23 protein-coding genes are annotated in these 20644 nt (G+C 67.4%); 8 read left to right on the forward strand and 15 right to left on the reverse strand.

The window, feature by feature from the left end; genetic code table 11:
* Positions 1-8 precede the first annotated feature (8 nt).
* Entirely contained in the window at positions 9-839 is an 831-nt protein-coding gene (locus B1790_RS12105) for a dienelactone hydrolase family protein (protein ID WP_079923493.1), read from the forward strand.
* Here B1790_RS12105 and B1790_RS12110 read toward each other — a convergent pair.
* The 10 genes from B1790_RS12110 to B1790_RS12155 all read right to left on the reverse strand — a co-directional run bounded on the left by B1790_RS12110 (position 817) and on the right by B1790_RS12155 (position 10589).
* Positions 817-2019, reverse strand: coding sequence for an AI-2E family transporter (locus tag B1790_RS12110; RefSeq protein ID WP_079923464.1), 1203 nt, complete (start codon positions 2017-2019; stop codon positions 817-819). The genes B1790_RS12105 and B1790_RS12110 overlap by 23 nt on opposite strands.
* Positions 2020-2035: 16 nt before the next feature.
* Positions 2036-2785: an SDR family NAD(P)-dependent oxidoreductase gene (locus tag B1790_RS12115; RefSeq protein ID WP_233165075.1), complete on the reverse strand. Its 750-nt coding sequence runs from the start codon at positions 2783-2785 to the stop codon at positions 2036-2038.
* Positions 2782-3849, reverse strand: coding sequence for an NAD(P)-dependent oxidoreductase (locus tag B1790_RS12120; RefSeq protein ID WP_079923466.1), 1068 nt, complete (start codon positions 3847-3849; stop codon positions 2782-2784). Before B1790_RS12120 ends, B1790_RS12115 begins: the two co-directional genes overlap by 4 nt.
* Positions 3850-3884: 35 nt before the next feature.
* Positions 3885-4802, reverse strand: a complete 918-nt coding sequence (locus B1790_RS12125; RefSeq protein WP_079923467.1) for a formylglycine-generating enzyme family protein — start codon at positions 4800-4802, stop codon at positions 3885-3887.
* 84 nt (positions 4803-4886) lie between these two features.
* Complete coding sequence (locus B1790_RS12130) at positions 4887-5765, reverse strand: HAD family phosphatase (protein WP_079923468.1); 879 nt, start codon at positions 5763-5765, stop codon at positions 4887-4889.
* A complete protein-coding gene (locus B1790_RS12135; RefSeq protein ID WP_079923469.1) occupies positions 5766-7316 on the reverse strand; it encodes an arylsulfatase in 1551 nt (516 codons plus the stop codon).
* Positions 7317-7400: 84 nt separating this feature from the next.
* Complete coding sequence (locus B1790_RS12140) at positions 7401-8483, reverse strand: NAD-dependent epimerase/dehydratase family protein (protein ID WP_079923470.1); 1083 nt, start codon at positions 8481-8483, stop codon at positions 7401-7403.
* Between the two features lie 62 nt (positions 8484-8545).
* On the reverse strand, positions 8546-8758 hold the full coding sequence (locus tag B1790_RS12145; protein WP_056559267.1) for an exodeoxyribonuclease VII small subunit: 213 nt from the start codon (positions 8756-8758) through the stop codon (positions 8546-8548).
* A complete protein-coding gene (gene xseA / locus B1790_RS12150) occupies positions 8745-9983 on the reverse strand; it encodes an exodeoxyribonuclease VII large subunit (RefSeq protein WP_079923471.1) in 1239 nt (412 codons plus the stop codon). Before xseA ends, B1790_RS12145 begins: the two co-directional genes overlap by 14 nt.
* A gap of 36 nt (positions 9984-10019) precedes the next feature.
* Entirely contained in the window at positions 10020-10589 is a 570-nt protein-coding gene (locus tag B1790_RS12155) for a lipid droplet-associated protein (protein WP_079923472.1), read from the reverse strand.
* Between the two features lie 65 nt (positions 10590-10654).
* Here B1790_RS12155 and B1790_RS12160 point away from each other — a divergent pair, with 65 nt between their 5' ends.
* On the forward strand, positions 10655-11659 hold the full coding sequence (locus tag B1790_RS12160; protein WP_079923473.1) for a 4-hydroxy-3-methylbut-2-enyl diphosphate reductase: 1005 nt from the start codon (positions 10655-10657) through the stop codon (positions 11657-11659).
* A 4-nt stretch (positions 11660-11663) separates the two neighbouring features.
* On the opposite strand, the gene B1790_RS12165 is transcribed toward B1790_RS12160, so the two are convergent.
* Positions 11664-12848 (reverse strand): DUF6542 domain-containing protein, encoded by a 1185-nt coding sequence (locus tag B1790_RS12165; protein WP_079923474.1) that lies wholly within the window; start codon positions 12846-12848, stop codon positions 11664-11666.
* A 95-nt stretch (positions 12849-12943) separates the two neighbouring features.
* Between B1790_RS12165 and ychF the strand changes: the two genes are divergently transcribed.
* From ychF to B1790_RS12180, 3 genes are all read left to right on the forward strand, one after another.
* A complete protein-coding gene (ychF, locus tag B1790_RS12170; protein WP_079923475.1) occupies positions 12944-14017 on the forward strand; it encodes a redox-regulated ATPase YchF in 1074 nt (357 codons plus the stop codon).
* A 163-nt stretch (positions 14018-14180) separates the two neighbouring features.
* Positions 14181-15140, forward strand: coding sequence for a serine/threonine dehydratase (locus B1790_RS12175; RefSeq protein ID WP_233165076.1), 960 nt, complete (start codon positions 14181-14183; stop codon positions 15138-15140).
* A gap of 18 nt (positions 15141-15158) precedes the next feature.
* The gene (locus tag B1790_RS12180; RefSeq protein ID WP_079923477.1) at positions 15159-15560 is read left to right on the forward strand and encodes an ester cyclase; all 402 of its coding nucleotides are present in this window, start codon (positions 15159-15161) and stop codon (positions 15558-15560) included.
* Between the two features lie 7 nt (positions 15561-15567).
* Here B1790_RS12180 and B1790_RS12185 read toward each other — a convergent pair whose 3' ends face one another.
* Positions 15568-16263, reverse strand: a complete 696-nt coding sequence (locus B1790_RS12185; RefSeq protein WP_158083811.1) for a class I SAM-dependent methyltransferase — start codon at positions 16261-16263, stop codon at positions 15568-15570.
* A gap of 257 nt (positions 16264-16520) precedes the next feature.
* Between B1790_RS12185 and B1790_RS12190 the strand changes: the two genes are divergently transcribed.
* Genes B1790_RS12190 through B1790_RS12200 form a run of 3 tightly spaced genes read left to right on the forward strand, consistent with a single transcriptional unit; the run spans position 16521 to position 18486 of the window.
* Positions 16521-16925: a metalloregulator ArsR/SmtB family transcription factor gene (locus tag B1790_RS12190; protein ID WP_079923479.1), complete on the forward strand. Its 405-nt coding sequence runs from the start codon at positions 16521-16523 to the stop codon at positions 16923-16925.
* Positions 16925-17947: a cation diffusion facilitator family transporter gene (locus tag B1790_RS12195; RefSeq protein ID WP_079923480.1), complete on the forward strand. Its 1023-nt coding sequence runs from the start codon at positions 16925-16927 to the stop codon at positions 17945-17947. The genes B1790_RS12190 and B1790_RS12195 overlap by 1 nt, the downstream gene beginning before the upstream one ends.
* Positions 17944-18486, forward strand: a complete 543-nt coding sequence (locus B1790_RS12200) for an AAA family ATPase (protein WP_079923481.1) — start codon at positions 17944-17946, stop codon at positions 18484-18486. Before B1790_RS12195 ends, B1790_RS12200 begins: the two co-directional genes overlap by 4 nt.
* 48 nt (positions 18487-18534) lie before the next feature.
* On the opposite strand, the gene B1790_RS12205 is transcribed toward B1790_RS12200, so the two are convergent.
* The 3 genes from B1790_RS12205 to B1790_RS12215 form a co-directional block, all read right to left on the reverse strand.
* Complete coding sequence (locus tag B1790_RS12205) at positions 18535-18795, reverse strand: hypothetical protein (RefSeq protein ID WP_079923482.1); 261 nt, start codon at positions 18793-18795, stop codon at positions 18535-18537.
* A 303-nt stretch (positions 18796-19098) separates the two neighbouring features.
* Complete coding sequence (locus tag B1790_RS12210; RefSeq protein WP_079923483.1) at positions 19099-19431, reverse strand: hypothetical protein; 333 nt, start codon at positions 19429-19431, stop codon at positions 19099-19101.
* A gap of 119 nt (positions 19432-19550) precedes the next feature.
* Positions 19551-20639: an NADH:flavin oxidoreductase/NADH oxidase gene (locus B1790_RS12215; RefSeq protein ID WP_079923484.1), complete on the reverse strand. Its 1089-nt coding sequence runs from the start codon at positions 20637-20639 to the stop codon at positions 19551-19553.
* Positions 20640-20644 lie beyond the last annotated feature (5 nt).

Below are 20644 nucleotides of genomic sequence, written 5' to 3' on the forward strand. Positions count from 1 at the left end.
GAGTGCCCATGCCCGGACGCAAGTCGGATGTCGCCGCCGGGGCGGCTCCGGAAGCAGACCTCACCGGATGGGCCGTCGCGCCCTTCACCGCCGAGGGATTCACCTACGACGTCTACCGCAAGGGCGAGGGCCCCGGCGTCGTCCTGATTCCCGAGATGCCCGGCATCCACCCAGGCGTCCTGGCTCTCGGAAACCACTTGGTGGACAACGGGTTCACCGTGGCGTGTCCGTCGCTCTACGGCACGCCCGGGGCGAAGGGCGTCCGGCCAGGTGCGGTTCCGGTGATGCTGCGCGGTTGCGTGGCCAAGGAGTTCGCCGCCTTCGCCACCAACGCCGACCGGCCCGTCGCCCACTACCTGCGCGCGCTGGCCCGCGACCTCAACGAGCGGACGCCTGGCAAGGGCGTCGGCGTCATCGGCGAGTGCTGGAGCGGAGGCTTCGCCTTGGCTGCCGCGGTGGACGACAGCGTGCTGGCCCCGGTGCTGAGCCAGCCGTCGCTGCCGATTGGACTGACCGCCAAGCAGAAGGCCGATCCCGGCCTGTCGGAAGCCGAGCTGAAGGTCGTCGAACGCCGCGTCGCCGAGGACGGCCTGTGCGCGCTTGCGTTGCGGTTCAGCGAGGACCCGCTGTCGCCCGGTGCGCGCTTCGCGACGCTGAAGGCCCGGCTGGGGGACGCCTTCGAGGTGATCGAGATCGATTCGAAGAAGGGCAACGCGCACGGGTTCGGGAAGATGGCCCACTCGGTGCTGACCCTCGAGGTTCGCGAAGTCGACGGTCACCCCGCCTACGAGGCCCGCAAGCGGGTCGTTGCCTTCCTCAAGCAGAGGCTGGCCGCGTAGTCGCGGTCTGCGCTTGCTGCCGCTTGCGGCGGCTCCAGATTCGTCGCCGCGCCTTCTCGATCAGGCGGGCGACGGGGCCGGGACCCTTGTCCTCGTCGTGGTCCTCGGGTTCGTCGATCGGCACGCCCTTGAACACCGCGAGGTAGACGCTCACCGTGGTGACGATGACGATCATCAACACCGGTCCGATGATGATGCCCATGAAGCCGAACATCGTGATCCCGGCGAAGACCGCCAGCAGCATCAGGGCCGAGTCCAGGCGGGCGGCCCGCGGGATCAGGATCGGTCGCAGGACGTTGTCGATGTTGGTCACGACGATCAGGTGCCAGGCGATGACGAAGATGCCGCCGAAGACGTTGCCGAACAAGATCATTCCGATGCCGAACGGGATGCTCACGATGCCACCGCCGAGCGGGATCACCGACAGCGCGGTCAGCAGGATCGCGAAGATGAAGAAGCCGTCGTGGAAGCCGGCCAGGTAGATCGACACCGCACCGGCCAACCCCTGGGCCAGCGCGATGACGAACTGGCCGAACACCGCGCCGCGCACCATGGCGCCCATCTTCTCCAGATAGAGGTCGGTGACCTCCTCGCCGAGCGGGTTGAGCTGGCGGATCAGCGTCTGCACGCGTTCGCGGTTGGAGAGCAGCGAGATGAACACGTAGATGAACAGCACGGCCGCGGTCAGCCCACCGGCGAGTCCGCCCGCGGCACCCTGCAGCGCGCCCAGCGCGTATTCGCCAACGCTTTGGGCGACGGTGCTCATCTTCTCTTGCAGCAGTTGCGGTGTCACCTGGACGTCACCGAGAAACGGGATCTTGTCGACGGCGTCGTTGGTCCACTTCAGCGCCTGATCGCCGAGCGAGTTCAAGTCGGTGCGTGACACCCAATCCGACACACTGCGGACCATGGCGCTGATCTGCACCACGGCCAACAGGATCAGCAACGACAACGGGATGATCACCGCGAAGATTGCGGCCAACAACGTGAACGTCACCGACAGCCCGCGGTTGAAGCGCGTGAGGAACCAGTTGAACAGCGGGTTGAAAAGGTAGGCCGCGACGGCCGCCACGACGACGAGCATGAAGTAGCCGCGGAGGAAGTACGCGCCGAAGGCCAAGGCGACGACGACCGCGACGGCCAGAGCGCGCTTCTGCGTTTGGGTGAACTCCGTCGTCATGGCCACGGGAATGAGCCTACGGCGCTGCCAGTTTGGTGAGGTGGCCGAGGATGTCCGGGTACCGCTTCAGGTGGGCGCCGCCGTTGAGGTCAAGCACCTCGCCGGTGAGCCACGCCGCCTTGGTCAGATACAGCACGGCCTCGGCGACGTCCTCCGGTCTTCCCGCCCGCCCCAGCGGCGTGTTCTCGACGTATTCCTCGACGACTCCGGGCACCAGCGCGGCGCCCTCGGTGAGCGGGGTGAGCACGAACCCCGGTGCGACGGCGTTGACCCGAATGCCTCGCGGTGCGAGTTCGAGTGCGGCGACTTGGGTCAGCATCGACAGCCCGGCCTTGGCCGAGCAGTAGGCGCTCATGCCGATGGCGGGCTGGCGGGCGTTGAGTGAGGAGATCGACACCAACGATCCGCCGTCGACGAGGTGGCTGCCCGCGTACTTGGCGACGATGAACGCACCGGTCAGGCACACGTCGACGACCGAGCGGAACTGTTCGACCGGCAGGTCGACGATGGGGCCGAAGGTCGAGAAGCCAGCGCAGCTGACGACCGCGTCGCATTCGCCGACTTGATCGAAAAGCGTTGCCACGGTGGCTTCGTCGGCGACGTCGACGAACTGTCCGAGGTGCGTATCACCGAGCTCGGCGGCCCTGGCGGCTGCGGCGTCGCCGTTGAGGTCGGCGATGACGACCCGGTATCCGTCGGCGGCGAGTGCCCGAGCCGACGCCCAGCCGATTCCCGACGCTCCTCCTACGACGACTGCGCCTTTCACGGTTTGCTCCCGTCCGGTCGCGGGTCGGCCCACTTCGCGGCGATCGCGCCCCACGGGTCGGCGTAGGGCTCGGTGCGGCCGTGATAGGCCGCGCGGCGGGTGAAGATGGCCTTGGTCAGCGGTGCGGCAACACGCAGCAGGTGACGGCTGACGCCGGCCTTGTTGGCCGTCTCGATCAGCATCTCGGGCCACGAATGATGTTGGTACTTGAGCACTTCCTGCGCACGAGAGGTGTCCATCCAGTCGGTGTTGAACCAGTCGTCGTCGCGGGCCGGGTCGCCCTTCAACCCGGTCGGCAGGCCTCCGACGAGGCCCATCGCCGCGGCCATCGCGGGGGCGACGTCACCTTGGACGAGGCGATGCGTGTCGTCGCCGCCGATGAGCAGTGTTTCGCCGACGGCGTCGGCGGCGGTCGCGGCGGCGAAGGCCCGTGCCACGTCACGCACGTCGACTGTCTGGATGCGGCCGTCGACGGGGAGCACGCCCTCGAAGTACAGGTTGTCCATCTTCATGTACGCCGCGGGGTCGACGGTCAACACCCCGCCGAGGCGCAGGATCACCCAATCCAGCGTGGACGCGCGGACCAGCGCTTCGGCCGCGACCTTGTGCGCGCCGTACACGTCGACCGGGTTGAGCGGGGTGTCCGCGGTCAACACGTCCGGGTGGGTGTGCGGGTTGCGCGCCCCGTAGACCGCAATGCTGGACGCCAGGACGAACCGCGGTCTGATGGGCTGCTTCTCGGCGGCGGCCAGCAGCGAGCCAGTCGCTTCGACGTTCACCTTCTTGGCGAGTTCTCGTCTCGTGTAGATGAACGGCGGGATGACCGCGGCGAGGTGGATGATCGCAGCAGGCGTGACGCCCGCGACCAGGGCGTCCACCGCGGCGGGGTCGGTCAGGTCCGCGTACTGAACCTCGACGCCCGGTGGGAGCTTCTCGGCAGCCTTGCGGTTGGCCGGGATGTCGAGGTCGGTGGCCACCACCCGGCGGCCGTCTGCGGCGAGCCGTTTCACCGTCGAGGATCCCACCAGCCCGAAGGCGCCCGTCACCAGTACGGCGTCCGTCATGCAGCTCCCTAGTCAACTAGAACGTGTTGCAGGCATCATTGCCTAGACGGTCGCGGTTCACCAGCGTTGGCCTCCCAAATGCACCGAAATCCGATGTGGCTCATTCCGGTCTCGAGCATTTGTGGGCGCCGTGCGGCGGGGCGGTACCGCAGGCAGTAACCGTCCGCGCACAGGAACGAACCGCCCTTGACGACCTTGCGTCCGATCGCGAACTGCGGCTGGGCTGGGTCGTAACTGTCTGCCGCGCAGCATGATTCGACGTCGCCGGTGTCCGACCACCAGTCGGTGGTCCACTCCCAGGCGTTGCCAGCCATGTCGAAGAGGCCGTAGCCGTTCGCGGCGAAGCTCCCGACCGGTGCGGTGGTGCCGTATCCGGTGTCGGGGAGATGGGGAAACTCGCCGTGCCAGTAGTTGGCGAGGCGTTGGCCAGGCCGTTCCGGCTCGTCACCCCAGGTGTAGGTGGTGCCGTGCAGTCCGCCGCGCGCCGCGACCTCCCACTGCGCCTCGGTCGGCAGGCTCAGCCCCGCCCAGTCGGCGTACGCCGTGGCGTCCTCGAGCGCGACGTGCACGACGGGATGGTCCTCGCGGCCGCGCGTGGTCGACCGCGGTCCGCGGGGATGGTTCCAGCAGGCGCCCGGCGTCCATGCCCACCACTGACTCAGGTGGCGCAGGTCGACCGGGCCCGGGGTGCGGCGGAAGACCATCGACCCGGGTTGCAGATTCTCCGGTGGCGCGCCCGGGTAGTCGGCGGGGTCAAGTGGCCGCTCCGCCACGGTGACGTAGCCGGTGGCGTCCACGAAGGCGGCGTAGTCGGCGTTGGTGACCTGGTGGGTCTGCATCCAGAAGCCGTCGACGGTCACCTCGCGAAGGGGTGCCTCCTCGGCGTAGTGCGCGTCGGAGCCCAGCATCGCGGTCTGCGGCGGGATCCACGCCATGCCGTCGCCACCCGTCATCGCACGACTCCGCGTCGTCGAGACTGCGGTGACGGCGCGAAAGTGCGAGTAACCATCGCCGTGAGCGCAGTCTCGACGCGGTGGTCAGTCAAAGACCGTCGTCCAATCCGACTTCATGCTGGCGACCGTCCATCCGCCGGCCTCGGCGAGGTCCAGGGCCTTCTCCGCACCGGTGACGTAGTCGAATTCCCGGTCGGCGTCGTCGTGCCTGACGAGCAGCTTCAGGCCGCGGGTGAACTCCAGCATCTCGATGTCGCCGTTGGAGTTTCCCGCCGCCAGGATGGGTCGACGGCCGATTCGGCTCCACAGCCGCACGGGCTTCATCGGGCCGTCGTCGAGGAATTCGGGTTCGGCGGTGGTGTAGACATCGGCGTTCTCGAACCTCAGGCCGACCGAGCTGCCGACGACCCGCTCGCGGGGGATGCCGTACATCTGCCAGGTGATGGGTCGCATGAAGTCCCGACCGCCGCCGGAGACGATGTAGTTGGTGAACCCGTTGGCCTCCAGGTACCGCAGCAGTTCCACCATCGGGGCGTACCCGCAGGACGTGTACGGCCGCCCCAGAGTCGGGTGCATGGCCTCGGCGAAGAACGCGTCGACCCGGCTGGCGTGTTCGTCGACTGTGATCGCGTGATGCGCCGAGAGGACGGCTGCCAGAAGGAGTTTGAAGTCGGCGTCGTCACCCCCGTAGTGCTTGGTGACGGCGTCGCCGAGCCACCCGAGGTCACCGGTGTAGGCCGCCCGGTACGGCTGCTTCTCGCGCAGCGACGCGTCGGCCTCGGCCTGCTCCTTGAAGCGCCGCAGCAGGAAGTCGAGCTGCACGTACATCGGCTTCTCGCACCACAGCGTGCCGTCGTTGTCGAAGACGGCGACCCGCTCCTCGGGCGGGACGTCGGTGACCACGCGCTCCACGAAGTCGACGATCGCCACCTTCGTGGGCCCGTCGCTCCAGGATTCCAGCATCTAGTCGGCGGCCAGGAAGTCGTTGAGCTTCTTGACGATTTGGTCGATGCTGAAGCTGGCCGGCTCGTGCCGCGGTGGGAACTCCTTGAAGGTGTCGAGGAACATCGATGCCATCGCCGTGGCGTAGAAGACGAAGAAGTCGCGGCGAAGGAACCACTCGTAGTAGGTGTTCGAGGTGATGTCGGCGTACTCGAACGGGTCGGTGCGCAGGTTGAACAGCTTGGGCACCCGCAGTTCGGTGAACGGCTCGGCCCACGTCCGCAGCGTGCCCTGGGCGCGTTGTTCGGCGAATACGATCTTCCAGTTCTCGAAGCGCATGCCGACCATCTGCGCGTCGTCGTTGAAGTAGAAGAAGCCGCGGCGCGGGCTGTTCTCGACTTCGCCCATCAGATAGGGCAGCAGGTTGAAGCCGTCGATGTGGACCTTGTATTCGGTGTCACCGTCGCGCCCGGCTTTGTGGCCCTTCTTCAGTTTCTCGCTTATGTCGGGATCGCCAGCCGCGGCCAGCAGGGTCGGCAGCCAGTCGTGGTGCTGGACGATGTCGTTGGAGATGCTGCCCGCCTTGATCTTTCCCGGCCAGCGGATCAACTCCGGCACCCGGTAGGCGCCCTCCCAGTTGGTGTTCTTCTCGCTGCGGAACGGCGTGGTGCCCGCGTCGGGCCAGCTGTTGCGGTGCGGGCCGTTGTCGGTGGAGTAGATGACGATCGTGTCGTCGGCGATGCCGAGCTCGTCGAGCGCGTCGAGCACCGTGCCCACGTTGCGGTCGTGGTCGATCATCGCGTCGTGGTACTCGGACTGCCACATGCCGGCCTGACCCTTGCTGCCGGGCTTCAGGTGGGTGTAGAGGTGCATGTGGGTGAAGTTGCACCAGACGAAGAACGGGGTGTCGGCCTCGTGCTGACGCCGGATGTAGTCGACCGTGAGGTCGGCGATGTCGTCGTCGATGGTCTCCATGCGCTTGGCGGTCAGCGGCCCGGTGTCTTCGATGGTCTGCCTGCCGACCGGTCCGAACTTCTCGTCGTCGGGTTCGGCTGACACTTCGTCGAGTGCCGTGCACTTCAGCACCCCACGCGGGAGGGCGAGTTCGTAGAGTCGGGGGAACTGGTCCTTGTGCGGATAGTCGTACTGCTCGGGCTCCTCCTCGGCGTTGAGGTGGTAGAGGTTGCCGTAGAACTCGTCGAAGCCGTGCACGGTCGGCAGGTACTTGTTCCGGTCGCCGAAGTGGTTCTTGCCGAACTGCCCGGTGGCGTAGCCGAGCGGCTTGAGCAGCTCGGCGATGGTCGGATCCTCAGCCGCCCAACCGATGTCGACGCCGGGAACGCCGACCTTGCTCATTCCGGTGCGGTACACGCTTTGCCCACTGATGAACGCCGCCCGGCCCGCGGTGCAGCTTTGCTCGCCGTAGGAGTCGGTGAAGCGCATGCCCTCGTTCGCGATGCGGTCGATGTTGGGGGTGCGGTAGCCCATCATGCCGTCGCTGTAGCAGCTCAGGTTCGAGATGCCGATGTCGTCACCCCAGATGACCAGGATGTTGGGCTTTCCGCCGGGCATGATGAGCTCCCTCGCTCGAATCGAACCGTAGGGAACTCACGCTAGGCGTGCGGGGCGTCGCCTGTCACGGTTTGAGTCAAAACGTCACGCGGGAGCGGGCACGGGTAAGCCCGCACCCTTGAGCTGCGCGTAGAGGTCGACGTAGTACGGCAGGCAGTCGGCCATGGCGGCCTCGGTGGTGTACAGCGGGCGGTAGCCCAAGTCGCGCTCGGCCTTCGCCGTCGAGAAGTAGTTGTCGAGGTAGACGCGTTCCACCGCAAGCGGTTCCAGCAACGGCCGGGGGAGTCCGAAGCGGAAGTGCAGCCACTGCCACACCGACATCACCTTGTGGACCAGCCGGCCGGACACCCGCAACCGGGGCCAGCTGTGACCGCACGCCTCGATCACCGGCCGGGAGAAGTCGAACATGTTGACGGGTTCGCCGTCGTTGACGAAGTACGCCTGCCCGGGTGCCGAGCCGCCGGGCACCAGGTGCTCGCCGGCGAGGATGAAACCGTGAATCAGGTTGTGTACGTAGGAATTGTCGAGCTTGACGTTCTTGCCGCCGACGAGCACCTTGACGTGACCGGCCAGGATGCTCTCGAACAGTTTGCGGAACATCGTCTGGTCACCTCGGCCCCAGATGCCACTGGGTCGGATGCTGCACGTGAGCATGCCGGCCGTGCCGTTCTCGGCGAGCACGAACTTCTCGGCGACCACCTTGGTTTCGGTGTACAGGTCGGCGAACCGCGTTGTGTATGGCAGGTTTTCGTCACCGTCGGTGATGGATTGTCCGCCCATGACGACGCTGTTGGAGGCGGTGTAGACGAAGCGCTTCACCCCTGCGGACTGGGCGGCATGAACGAGGTTCTTGGTGCCGCCGACGTTGACGGCGAAACTGCGCTCACGTGCCGGCGCGGAACCGCCGCCCATCAGGTCGATGATCGCGGCGGTGTGGATGACGGTGTCGACGCCCCCCACGGCACGGGCGACGTCGTCTTCGTCGGTGATGTCCCCGACGACGGTCTCGAGCCGGTCGCGCGCGGGCAACGGCGACGGCGCGCGGTCGAACGAGCGGACGGCGTGGCCGCGGTCGAGCAGCTCGGTGACGAGGTTGGTGCCGACGAAGCCGGAGCCGCCGGTCACCAGCACTCGGCCGAGGTCAGTGGTCAGAGTCGTGTCACCCATAGGGGGAGAGTAACTGAAACGTGTTCCAGTTTCGACCCCCGCGGTGTCAGGGGGTCGTGCGGTCAGGCGTCGGCGTCGTCCCTGGCGGCCAGTGCCCGCTCCACCTTCTCCCGGGCGCCGGCCAGATGCTCCTCGCAACGTTTGGCCAGCTCCTCGCCCCTTTCCCACAGCTTGAGCGACGCGTCGAGGTCGAGTCCACCCTCTTCGAGTTGGCGCACCACCTCGATGAGTTCGTCGCGGGACTGCTCGTATCCGAGTTGACTAATGGGCTTCATCTGGTCCCTCGCTCACCGTTGTTATCGCGCCGTCGGCGACGCGGATTCGAAGTCGGGTTCCCGCAGGCGCGTCCGTAGTCGACCGTAGAACCGCCATGGAGTCCGACGCGATCTGCACCACCGCGTAGCCGCGTGCCAGGGTGGCCGCCGGCCCCAGGGTGGCCAGCCGCGCCGACAGGTGGCCGACGCTGCGGGACTCGGTCTCGATCAGACGCATGACGTCGCGGCGGGCCGTCGCCCTGGCGCGGTGAACTTCCTCGACTCGTGCGGTCAGTGCGGCCAGGGGTTGGGCCAACACCGGACGGCTGCGCAGCTGATCCAGCGTGCGCTGTTCGCGGTGCACCCAGCTGCGCAGGGCCCTGGCGCTGCGCTCACGGAGGTCGGCGACGCGCGCCTGCTCGGCTGCGGCGTCCGGGACCACCCGCTTGGCGGCGTCGGTGGGCGTGGCGGCGCGGACGTCGGCGACCAGATCGCACAGCGGATTGTCGGGCTCGTGGCCGATGGCGGTCACCACCGGCGTGGTGCACTTGGCGATCTCGCGGCACAACGTCTCGTCGGAGAAGGGCAGCAGGTCCTCGACGCTGCCGCCACCACGGGCCAGCACGATCACGTCGACTTCGGCGTTGGCGTCGAGTTCCCGGAGAGCCTCGACGATCTGGGGTACCGCGCTCGGACCCTGAACGATGGTGTTGCGCAACGCGAAGCGCACGGCGGGCCAGCGCGCCTCGGCCACGGACATGACGTCCTTCTCCGCGGCGGACGCGCGTCCGGTGATCAACCCGACGGTGTTGGGCAGGAACGGAATTGGACGCTTGAGCCGCGGGTCGAACAGGCCCTCGGCGGCGAGCAGCTGGCGAAGCCGATCGATGCGGGCCAGTAGCTCGCCGATGCCGACGGCGCGAATCTGGTTGACCCGCAACGAAAACGACCCGCGGCCGACGAAGAAGTTGGGTCTGCCGTGCATGATCACCTGGGTGCCCTCGGCGAGTTGCACCGGTGCGTTGAACACCAGGTCGCGGGGGCAGGTGATCTGCAGCGACATGTCGGCGGCCGGATCCCGCAGCGTGATGTAGGCCGTGGAGGAGTTCGGCCGGACGTTCAGCTGGGCGATCTGACCCTCGACCCACACCGTGCCGAGCTTGTCGATCCAGTCCTTGACCATCATTGCGACGGATCGGACCGGCCACGGGTTGTCGGCGGACTTGCCCTGGGCGGGTTCTGTCACGGCAGGGCGAGCGAAGCGACGGGGGTAATCACGGGATTACTTGGCGGACGCGCGGGTGATCCTGTTGGCGATCAGCGTCTGGAACGGGGCGCGCGCCTTGGTCGCCTCCTCGAAGGCCAGCAGCGCCTCGAGGTCGGGGACCTTCACCGACGGCAGCCGGGCTCGCAGCTGGGCCAACGTCAACGACTCGTAGTCCAGGTCGGAGACCACGCCGGGCACCGGGGCGTCGACGCTCGTCGCAGGTTCGGGTTCGGCGTCGTCGCGCGATCCCGGCTCGCCGGTGCTGTACAGCGCGAACCTACCCTCGGTGAGGCGCTCGCCGTTGCGGGGAGCGTCATCCTCGGGCTCGTCGGAATCGTCGTCGTCCTCGTCGAAGGTGGCCCACTCGGGCTGCTCGTCCTTCGGCGGAAAGAGCTGTTCCAGGGTTTCGTCGCCCCGGTTCACCAGGTCCGCGACGTCCTGCTGCATCTTCATCACCAATTGGGCGAACTGGCTGACGATGGTCATCGGGTAGGTGATGACGGTCTGCGGCAGCCTGCGAGTTTCCTCGAGCGCGGTCACCGCGGCGCCGACCAGCAGACGGACTCCATATGGTGCAGTAGCCATGGGTGCAAGAGTACGGGCGAGTCCGCAGGTGGTGCTGGTAGCCCGACGGTAAGTACCCTGGACCCATGCCGGAGACGATCAACATGGGTATGCCGGGCGCGACCCTTTCCGTCGTCGCGCCGGTTGAGGGTAAGCGCGTCCTGCTCGCCGAGCCGCGCGGATACTGCGCAGGCGTCGACCGCGCGGTCGAAACGGTCGAGCGGGCCTTGGAGAAGCACGGCGCACCGGTCTACGTGCGCCACGAGATCGTCCACAACCGCTACGTGGTGGAGACCCTGGCCAAGGCCGGCGCGGTCTTCGTCGAACGGACCGACGAGGTCCCCGAGGGTGCGATCGTGGTGTTCTCCGCCCACGGCGTCGCACCGACGGTGCACGTCGAGGCCGCCGAGCGGAACCTGACCACCATCGACGCCACCTGCCCGCTGGTCACCAAGGTGCACAACGAGGCCAAGCGGTTCGCCCGCGACGACTACGACATTCTGCTGGTCGGTCACGAAGGCCACGAAGAGGTCGTCGGCACCGCAGGCGAGGCCCCCGACCACGTTCAGCTGGTCGACGGCCCCGATTCGGTCGACAACGTCACCGTGCGGGACGAGAACAAGGTCATCTGGCTGTCGCAGACCACGCTCAGCGTGGACGAGACCATGGAGACCGTGCAGCGGCTGCGTCAGCGCTTCCCGAAACTGCAGGACCCGCCCAGCGACGACATTTGCTACGCCACCCAGAACCGCCAGGTGGCGGTCAAGGTGATGGCGCCGGAGTGCGAGCTGGTGATCGTCGTCGGTTCGCGCAACTCGTCGAACTCGGTGCGGCTGGTCGAGGTGGCGCTCGGAGCAGGCGCGGACGCGTCGTACCTGGTGGATTACGCCGAGGACATTGACCCGGCCTGGCTGGACGGCGTGACGACGGTCGGCGTGACCTCCGGTGCCTCGGTGCCCGAGGTGCTGGTGCGCGGCGTGCTCGAACGGTTGGCCGACTACGGCTACGGCACGGTGCAGCCGGTGACGACCGCCAACGAGACGTTGGTGTTCACGCTGCCGAAGGCGATCCGCGCCAAGCGCAACGCCTAGCCGCTCACTCCCAGGATTCGGGCGCCGAATGGCGGGGCCGACGCGGATTCGTGCGGTGTTCGGTCCGTGACTCGTCTTCCTCCGACCCGCGATAACGCACCCGCGAGATCGGGTGATGCGTGCCGCTGCCGCCGTTGGTGCGGGTCACCGGGGGCTCGAAAGCTTCATACGGTTCGTAGTCCGTGGGGCGCGGCCGACGACGTTCGGGCCGTTCACTTCGCTCGCCACGCTCGTAGTCCGTAGGGCGCTCACGCCGCTGCGGACGCTCCGGCCGGTCGCGGTCGAGGGCGCTACTCCTGCGGTCCAGCGGGGGCATTGGGCGCCGCTCACGGGGTTCCCGGGGCTCGCGGGTACGGGACTCGGTCGCGCGGGGACGGCGGCGTGGCTCGGCGGGCGGGTCGACGGGCGCGGTGCTTCGCCTGCGGGGCCGGTCCTGCACGGGTTCGATGATCTCGGTCTCGGGCGGACGCGAGTGCCGCGAGCGTCTCGGGGGCCGGCCGGCGGCCGCTCCCGTGGCCCTCTCGGAACCCGTGGCGGGCGTCCTGGGGGTGCGGCGGGAGGGTCGTGGTGCCTCGTCGCCCATCGGGTCGACGTCGAGCGCGGCCGAGTCCGCTGCGGCGGCGCGGGCCGCGCGGGCCTCCGCGCTACGGGTGCTGCGGGTGCTGCGACGTGACTTGCCGGCCAGCGCGGTGGCGGCTGCCGCCACGTCGGGGGCATCGGAGGTCGGCTCGGGGTCCGTGGCGACGAGGCGGCGTGCTGCTGCCCCCAGATACCAGCGGACCATGCCGATGACGAGCACCGTCGCGGAGGTGAAGAACATCAGTGGGAATCGCTCGATCAGCGGGTATCCGCAGTTGATCAGCGTGTCCTTGATGCCGGTGAAGGTGCTGCCGTGGAACACGAAGTAGGCGAACGGCACGGCGACGAACAGGATGAGCGGAGGTTGGATGACCGCGGTGAAGACGCCCGACTGTTGAACCGCGAGCACGGCGGCCAGGCAGCCGAGCACGTAACACGCGGCGAAGACGCCACCGAGGGCCTTGTCGCCAGCGCCCGCGTCGAACGCAACGCCGATCGCCGTGAGGGTGGCTGCCACGATCGCGGCTCCCCACCAGGGGATTCCGGGGACATGGGGCAGCGCCGATCTGTGGTCGGCGGCCACCGCCGACCGTCCGCGCAGTCCTGACACACGTCGACCGTACCGGCAATCGCGACGAGTGCAGGAACAGCGCGCGCTGGCGCGCCCACGGACCGAGGCCGGTCGACGCCTAGACTGTTCAACCCGTGGGCCTCAATCTTGGAATCGTCGGACTTCCCAACGTCGGAAAGTCGACGCTGTTCAACGCGTTGACCAACAACGACGTGCTCGCCGCGAACTATCCGTTCGCCACCATCGAACCGAACGAGGGTGTCGTCGCGCTGCCGGATCCGCGGCTCGACAAACTCGCCGAGATCTTCGGCTCGGAGAAGACCGTGCCGGCGCCGGTCACGTTCGTGGACATCGCCGGCATCGTCAAGGGCGCCTCCGAAGGGGCCGGCCTTGGGAACAAGTTCCTGGCCAACATCCGTGAATGCGACGCCATCTGTCAGGTGGTCAGGGTGTTCGCCGACGACGACGTCGTCCACGTCGACGGCAGGGTCGACCCCAAGTCCGACATCGAGGTCATCGAGACCGAGTTGATCCTGGCCGACCTCCAGACGTTGGAGAAGGCGGTGCCGCGGCTGGAGAAGGAAGCGCGCAACAACAAGGACCGCAAGCCGGTGCACGAGGCTGCGGTGGCCGCGCAGGCGACGCTCGACGGTGGCACCACGCTGTTCGCCTCCGGCGTCGACACCGCGCCGCTGCGCGAGCTGAACCTGATGACCACCAAGCCGTTCCTGTACGTGTTCAACGCCGACGAGTCGGTGCTGACCGATGAGGCGAAGAAGGCCGAGCTGCGAGCGTTGGTCGCGCCCGCCGACGCGGTGTTCCTCGACGCGAAGATCGAAGCCGAACTGCAAGAGCTCGACGACGAGTCGGCCGCCGAGTTGCTGGAGTCCATCGGTCAGACCGAGAAGGGCCTGGATGCGTTGGCGCGCGCCGGTTTTCACACGCTCAAGTTGCAGACGTACCTGACCGCCGGGCCCAAGGAATCGCGGGCGTGGACGATCCACCGGGGCGACACCGCGCCCAAGGCGGCGGGCGTCATCCACACCGACTTCGAGAAGGGCTTCATCAAGGCCGAGATCGTGTCCTTCGAGGACCTGGTCGCCGCGGGATCGATGGCCGCGGCGAAGTCGGCGGGCAAGGTGCGGATCGAAGGCAAGGACTACGTGATGGTCGACGGTGACGTGGTGGAGTTCCGGTTCAACGTCTGAGCTCGCGTCGAGCGTGGGGGTTATGCACGCGATCGGCGTGGTTTTCGTACGCAGGGCCCACACTCGCTGAGGTCGGCGGCGGACAGTCACCAGGCGCCGTGGCCTTTATCGGTAGCGCAGAATTGTTAGAAGTCGAGGTTCGACTTCTGGCAACGAGGGTGAGGTGACGGGTGTGGATGCGCTGACCATCGGCGACGTCCGAGCGGCTTCTCAACGGATCGCCGGTTCGGTGCGGCGCGTGGCGATTGCGCGCGACGGCTCGACGCATCTGGCGCTCGAGTTCTTGCAGCACACGGGGACGTTCAAGGCCCGCGGCGCGCAGAACTTCGTCAGGGCGCACCTCGAATCAGGGGCGCTCCCCGAGGCGGGAATCACGATCGCCTCGGGTGGCAACGCAGGACTCGCGTGCGCCTGGGCCGCGGCGCAACACGGAACGACTGCAACCGTCTTCGTCCCGGCGAGCGCGCCTCGGGTGAAGGTCGACCGGCTGCGTGCGTATGGCGCTGACGTCCGCTTGGAGGGCGCCGACTACGCGGACGCCCTGGCCGCGTGCAACGACTTCGCGTCGCGGAGCGGTGCATTGGTCTCGCACGCCTACGATCATGCGCTCATCGCGGCAGGCGCCGGGACGTTGATGGAAGAGATCCACGACCAGCTTCCCGGCGTCGACGTCGTCGTCGTGGCCGTCGGCGGCGGTGGCCTGTTCGCCGGGGTCGCCACGGTGGCCCAGCACCATGGCATCGCTACGGTGGCCGTCGAGCCGGAGGGATCCCGCGCGCTGAACGCTGCCGTGGAGAAGGGACACCTCGTGGACGTTCCCGTCGACTCCGTTGCGGCGGATTCACTCGGGGCTCGCCGGGCCACTTCACTGGCCCTTCACGCGGCCAAGCACGAGACCGTTCACAGCATTCGTGTGTCCGACGCCGACATCGTTCGTGCACGCCAAAGCCTTTGGGAGAACAACCGAATCGTCGTCGAGCACGGTGCGGCGACAGCGCTGGCGGGGTTGCGCAGCCCGGAGCTGGCCGGCTTCGTGGAGGGTAAGACGACGTGTGTCGTTTTGTGCGGGGCCAACACCAATCCTGCCGACGTCTCGGCTACGGAGGTCAGAACCGAAACGTGAAGGGAAGGTGGCTAATTGATGAACGACGACGACCTGCTCGAGACCTATCGCAATTACCTTGCGTGCCTCAATGATCGGCGGTGGTCGGCACTTGGTGACTACGTCGCCGACGACGTCGTGCACAACGGGCGCGCTCTGGGACTGAACGGGTATCGCGCGATGTTGGAGTCTGACACGCACGCGATCCCCGACGTCGAATTCGTTCCGGAAATTCTGCTGGCCGACGATCGCGTCGTGTCCTGCCGGCTCTTCTTCCAGTGCACTCCTGAGCACGAGTTCCTCGGGTTCGAGCCGACGGGACAACGGGTGTCGTTCGCCGAGCACGTGTTCTACCGGTTCCACGGCGGGCGGATCAGCGAAGTCCACTCGCTCATCGACCGGGATGCCATCCGTCAGCAGGGCTTTCGCGAACGGGCCTGACGCCGGCCTACCAGGCGTCCTTGGTGAGGGCGTAGTAGGCGTAGTGGTTGTCGAGGTGGTTCTCCGGCACCAGCGTCACCAGTCGAGGAGTGAGTCCGATGTCGGTTGTCAGCGACCAGAACTCGTCGATGCCGAACGACGTCATCTCCGAGAGGTTGTGCGCGTAGTCCCGTTTGTACGCCCGGGGTCGCCAGTCGGCGGTGTGGTACTTCGACTGCACGAACGCGACGCCACCCGGAACCAGCATGCGTTCGGCGATGCGCAGGATGCGCTTGACGTCCTCGACGCTCGGAAGCAGTTCGAACACGTAGAGGCAGATGAAGGTGTTGCAACTGTTCTCGCGCCCGCCGGCTGCTCGCTCGGGCTCCCTGATGTCGACCGGCAGCGGCACGACAGGGGTGTCGCACACCAGCGCGACCTGGCGCACGCATTCGTCGACGCTGTCGCTGGAGACGTCGACGGCCACGAACTCGTCGGCCGCGGGGGCGAAGGCCACCGCATTGGCGCCACCGCCGCAGCCCCATTCGACGACGACGCCTGGTTTCGCGGGCAAGTCGAGCGCCTTCGCGAACATGCCAAAGATCGCCAAGTGCTCCGCGCCGACGGTGCGCCAGTGCTCTTCACCCAACCCGGAACGCCAGTGCGCGTTGCTCTCCCACGCTGGGTCGTCTCGTCCAGCCCAATAGGTGTCTGCGTCGTCCACGATGCGGTCAATCGGCGGCGTCGGCCGCAGGTGATCTGAGGCTCGGCGGAGCTGTCCTGCGCGTCTTCGCGCCACGCGTGCGATCGTGCGGCCCGGCTGCATCATCGTGTCTCGCCCTTCGCTAACCGAAATGGTCGAGCGGAACCACGATTTTATTCGTAAAACAGCGGCAAAGTAAGATTGTGGCAAATCGACAGTGAACTGTACGAAAATCCACAGGTTCGGCTTGAGCGCTTTGGCGCGTACATTATCTGCGTATGAATGCAAGTAACGGTGGATGTCGTCGTCGGCTGCCCGGCGACCAGGTGGGCGTCGTCGTGGAGGTGTTCCGGATGCTCGCCGACGCGACCCGCGTGCAGGTGCTCTGGGCGCTGGTGGACCACGAGATGTCGGTCAACGAACTCGCCGAGCACGTCGGCAAGCCAGCACCGTCTGTGTCGCAGCACCTGGCCAAGCTGCGGATGGCGCGGCTGGTTCGCCCACGCCGCGACGGAACCACGATCTACTACAGCTTGGAGAACGAGCACGTCGCACAGCTGGTCACCGACGCGGTGTTCAACGCCGAACATTCTGGACCGGGCGTCCCCGGGCACCACGCGGGCGCCGCCGAATTACGCGCGCTACATCCCGAATCCGCATCGCCTCGGGCTGGGAACGCGTGATGGCCCACCAGCCGATCAACACGCACGACCACCATCACGACCACGACCATCACGACCATCGCGACGGCTGGGGCGGGTCGTTTGGCTCCGCCGTTCGCGACGTGTTCGCACCACACAGCCACGACGCCGCCGACAGCATCGACGACGCGCTGGAGTCCAGCGCCGCCGGGATTCGAGCAGTCAAGATCAGCCTGTTGACCCTCGGGGCGACGGCCGTCGCGCAGATCGTCGTCGTCGCCGTCTCCGGGTCAGTCGCGTTGCTTGCCGACACCATTCACAACTTCTCCGACGCGCTGACCGCGATCCCGCTGTGGATCGCGTTCGCAATGGGCACGAAGGCCGCCACCCGGCGCTACACGTACGGCTTCGGCCGCGCCGAGGACCTGGCCGGGCTGTTCGTCGTGGCCATGATCGCCGTGTCTGCCGTCGTCGCCGGGATCGAATCGATCCGCCGCCTCGTCGACCCCGTCCCCGTCGAGCACGTGGGGTGGGTCGCGATGGCCGGCCTGGTCGGCTTCGTCGGCAACGAAGTCGTCGCGGTGTACCGGATTCGGGTCGGTCGGCGGATCGGATCGGCGGCCCTGGTGGCCGACGGGCTGCACGCCCGCACCGACGGCTTCACTTCGCTGGCCGTGCTCCTCGGCGCGGGTGCGGTCGCCCTTGGCTTTCCACTGGCCGATCCGATCATCGGGCTCGTCATCACGGCGGCGATCCTGGCGGTACTGCGCACCGCGGCGCGCGACGTCTTCCGTCGCCTCATGGACGGGGTCGACCCGACCTACGTCGACGCGGCCGAGGCCGCGCTGGCGGCGGAACCCGGCGTCACCGGGGTGCGCAGCGTGAAGATGCGATGGCTGGGGCATACGCTGCATGTCGATGCCGAACTCGACGTGGATCCGACCCTCGGGCTGTCCGATGCCCATCGCATCGCCCACGACGCCGAACACGCACTCACGCACGCGGTTCCGCGCCTGACCTCCGCGCTCGTCCACGCCTACCCCGAAGACACCAGGAGCCAGTGACCTTGACCGTGGACCATCCGGCAGTGGGAGCGTTGCTCGTCGTATCCGGGCTGCCTGGCGTCGGAAAGACCGCAGTGGCCACCGAGATCGCGAGACGGGTGGGCGGCGTGCATCTGTCGGTGGACCCGGTCGAAGACGCGCTGTTGGCCTGCGGTCTGGAACCCGGCTGGCAGCTGGGTGTCGCCGCCTATGAAGCGGTCGCGTCGATGGCCAGGGCGAACCTGGCCTTGGGCAGAACCGTCGTCGTCGACGCGGTGAACGACAGCGAGGCGGCGCGCGGCACGTGGGGCCGGGTGGCCGAACCGGTGACGTTCGTGGTGCTGACGTGTTCGGACCCGGTCGAGCACCGGCGACGTCTGGAAGGGCGGTGGCGGGAGTTCACCCGTCTTCTCGAGCCGACGTGGCCGATGGTGTGCGACCGCGCCACGAGTTACGCGCCGTGGAGTGGTGAGTACGTGGAAGTCGACACCTGCGGCCTCACGGTTGCGGAGGTCTGCGATCGGCTCGGAATGAGAGCACCTGCAGCACAGCGCACGTAGGCGGCGGCGGGGTCGTCGTGCCGACCGGGCCGCCGCCTCTCACGTGTGTCAGAACGGCAGGTCTACCTGTCCATTGGTGGTGTTGAGCTCGTCGTGGGTGGAGTCCACGTAGCCCAGGCGGGACGGTTCCTGCGGGTCGGTGCCATAGGGCACCAGCGGATCGGCGCCTTCACCGCTCGCGGTCACCGTCACGGAGCTGATGGCCGGTGCAGGCAGGGGCGCGGCGTTGGCGGCGGGGGCGAGGGCGACGACGCTGCCGATTGCGATGGCGGCCAGTCCCGGGATGACGTAGGTGAACGGTGTCTTCATGATGGCTCCTGGTGTGGGTCGGTCTGTTTGACGTCTCCAATCCTGCTTGCGCGGAACCGCCCGTGTCGTCGCTGCTGACACCCATTCCCATTTGCAGCTAGCCGGAAGATTGGCCCCGAGGTGTGGCTTGGCCGTGACCTGGGCGGGACCCCGATGGGGCAGGGTCGTCGGCATGACCGCTGTCGAGGTGATCGTCCTGGTCGCCGCGATCCTGTGGATCGTCGTGGTCGTCGCCGCGCTCGTCGTCGGAATCCGCGTGACCCTCAAGCTGCGCGCGCGACGGCGACGGATCGAACGGCTGCTCTACGTCCTGCGATTGCCGTCACCATTGGTGCCCGGGTCGATGAATGAAATCACGAAGATCATCGTGAGCAGCGTGAAGATGGCCAGGGCGGAGAGAAGATCGCCCCACTGGAATGGGTAGAGGGTGCCGTCGATCGACAACACCAGCACTGTCTCGATGACGCCGAACACCAAGAAGAACACGCCGAACAGCAGCCGAGAGATCCTCTGGTGCAACGCGCTTCGCCGCAATTCGACCATCAGCGTGAGCAGTAGCAGGGGCAGGATCTGCGAGAGTGTGGAGGCGGTTGCGCCGTCCATCACGACGATCTGAACGGCGCCGGTGTTGCCCATCGGTCGCACGCTAGCAGCCCGCACGCCACGTGTCGGTGACGTGCGAGATCGGTGGTGTCGACCGCAGCCGGTTGGGTACCCCAACCGCAGATGCCCGTCGACTCCGCCGACGACCGCGCCTAGCCGAAGGCGCGCGCGTACTGAGGTGGGTGCGACAGCGTGGCCCCGAGTTCGTCGGCGGCCTGCCGAATCCAGCTGGGGTTCCGAAGGAGCACCCGGGCCAGGAACACGGCGTCGGCGTCCCCGTCGGCGATGATCGAGTCGGCCTGCTCGGCCTCGGTGATCAGTCCCACTGCGGCGGTGGGGATTTCGATCTCCTTGCGCACCCGGGCGGAGAATGGGACCTGGTAGCTGGGTCCGACGACGATCTTCGCGTCCGGTGCGGAGCCACCGCTGGAGACGTCCATCAGGTCGACGCCAAGGGTCTTGAGCCGCGCCGCGAGTTCGAGCGTCTCGTCGACCGTCCACCCCGGGCGCTCGTCGTCGGTGTCACCGCCGAGCCAGTCGGTGGCCGAGACACGGAAGAACAGTGGTAGCTCCTCGGGCCACGCCTGACGCACGGCCGTGGTGACCTCGAGCGCGAAGCGCAGGCGGTTCTCCAGCGAGCCGCCGTACTGATCGGTGCGGGCGTTGGAGTGCGGGGAGAGGAACTGGTGTATCAAATACCCATGCGCCCCATGCAGTTCCAAGACCTTGAAGCCCGCATCGGCGGCTCGGCGTGCCGACTCGGCGAATGACTGGACGAGTGAACCGATCTCGTCGACGCTCAGCTCGGCCGGGCTTTCCAACCGGCCGAACGGCAACGTGCTGGCGCTCACGGTCTGCCAGGACTCGGGCTCACGGCTCTCGTCGGGCCAGGGCCGCCCGGTCGAACCCTTGCGGCCGGCGTGGACCAGCTGGATGCCCGGCACGGAACCCTGCGCCGAGACGAAGTCGGTGATCCGCCGAAATGCCATGGCCTGACGGTCGTTCCACAGCCCGGTGTCGTAGACGCTGCTACGCCCCCGTGGGTGTATCGAGGTGGCCTCGACCATGACCAGCGCCGCTCCTGCGGCGGCCCGCGAACCCAGGTGCTGCAGGTGCCAGTCCGACGGCGACCCGACGTCCTCGCCGTCCGTTGCCGCGGCGAACTGCATCATCGGCGACATCCAGGCCCGGTGGGCGAAGGTCACCTCGCGCAGCACGAGGGGGGTGAACAAGTGCGACATGACGT

Source organism: Mycobacterium sp. AT1, from assembly GCF_002043095.1.
Taxonomy (GTDB): domain Bacteria; phylum Actinomycetota; class Actinomycetes; order Mycobacteriales; family Mycobacteriaceae; genus Mycobacterium.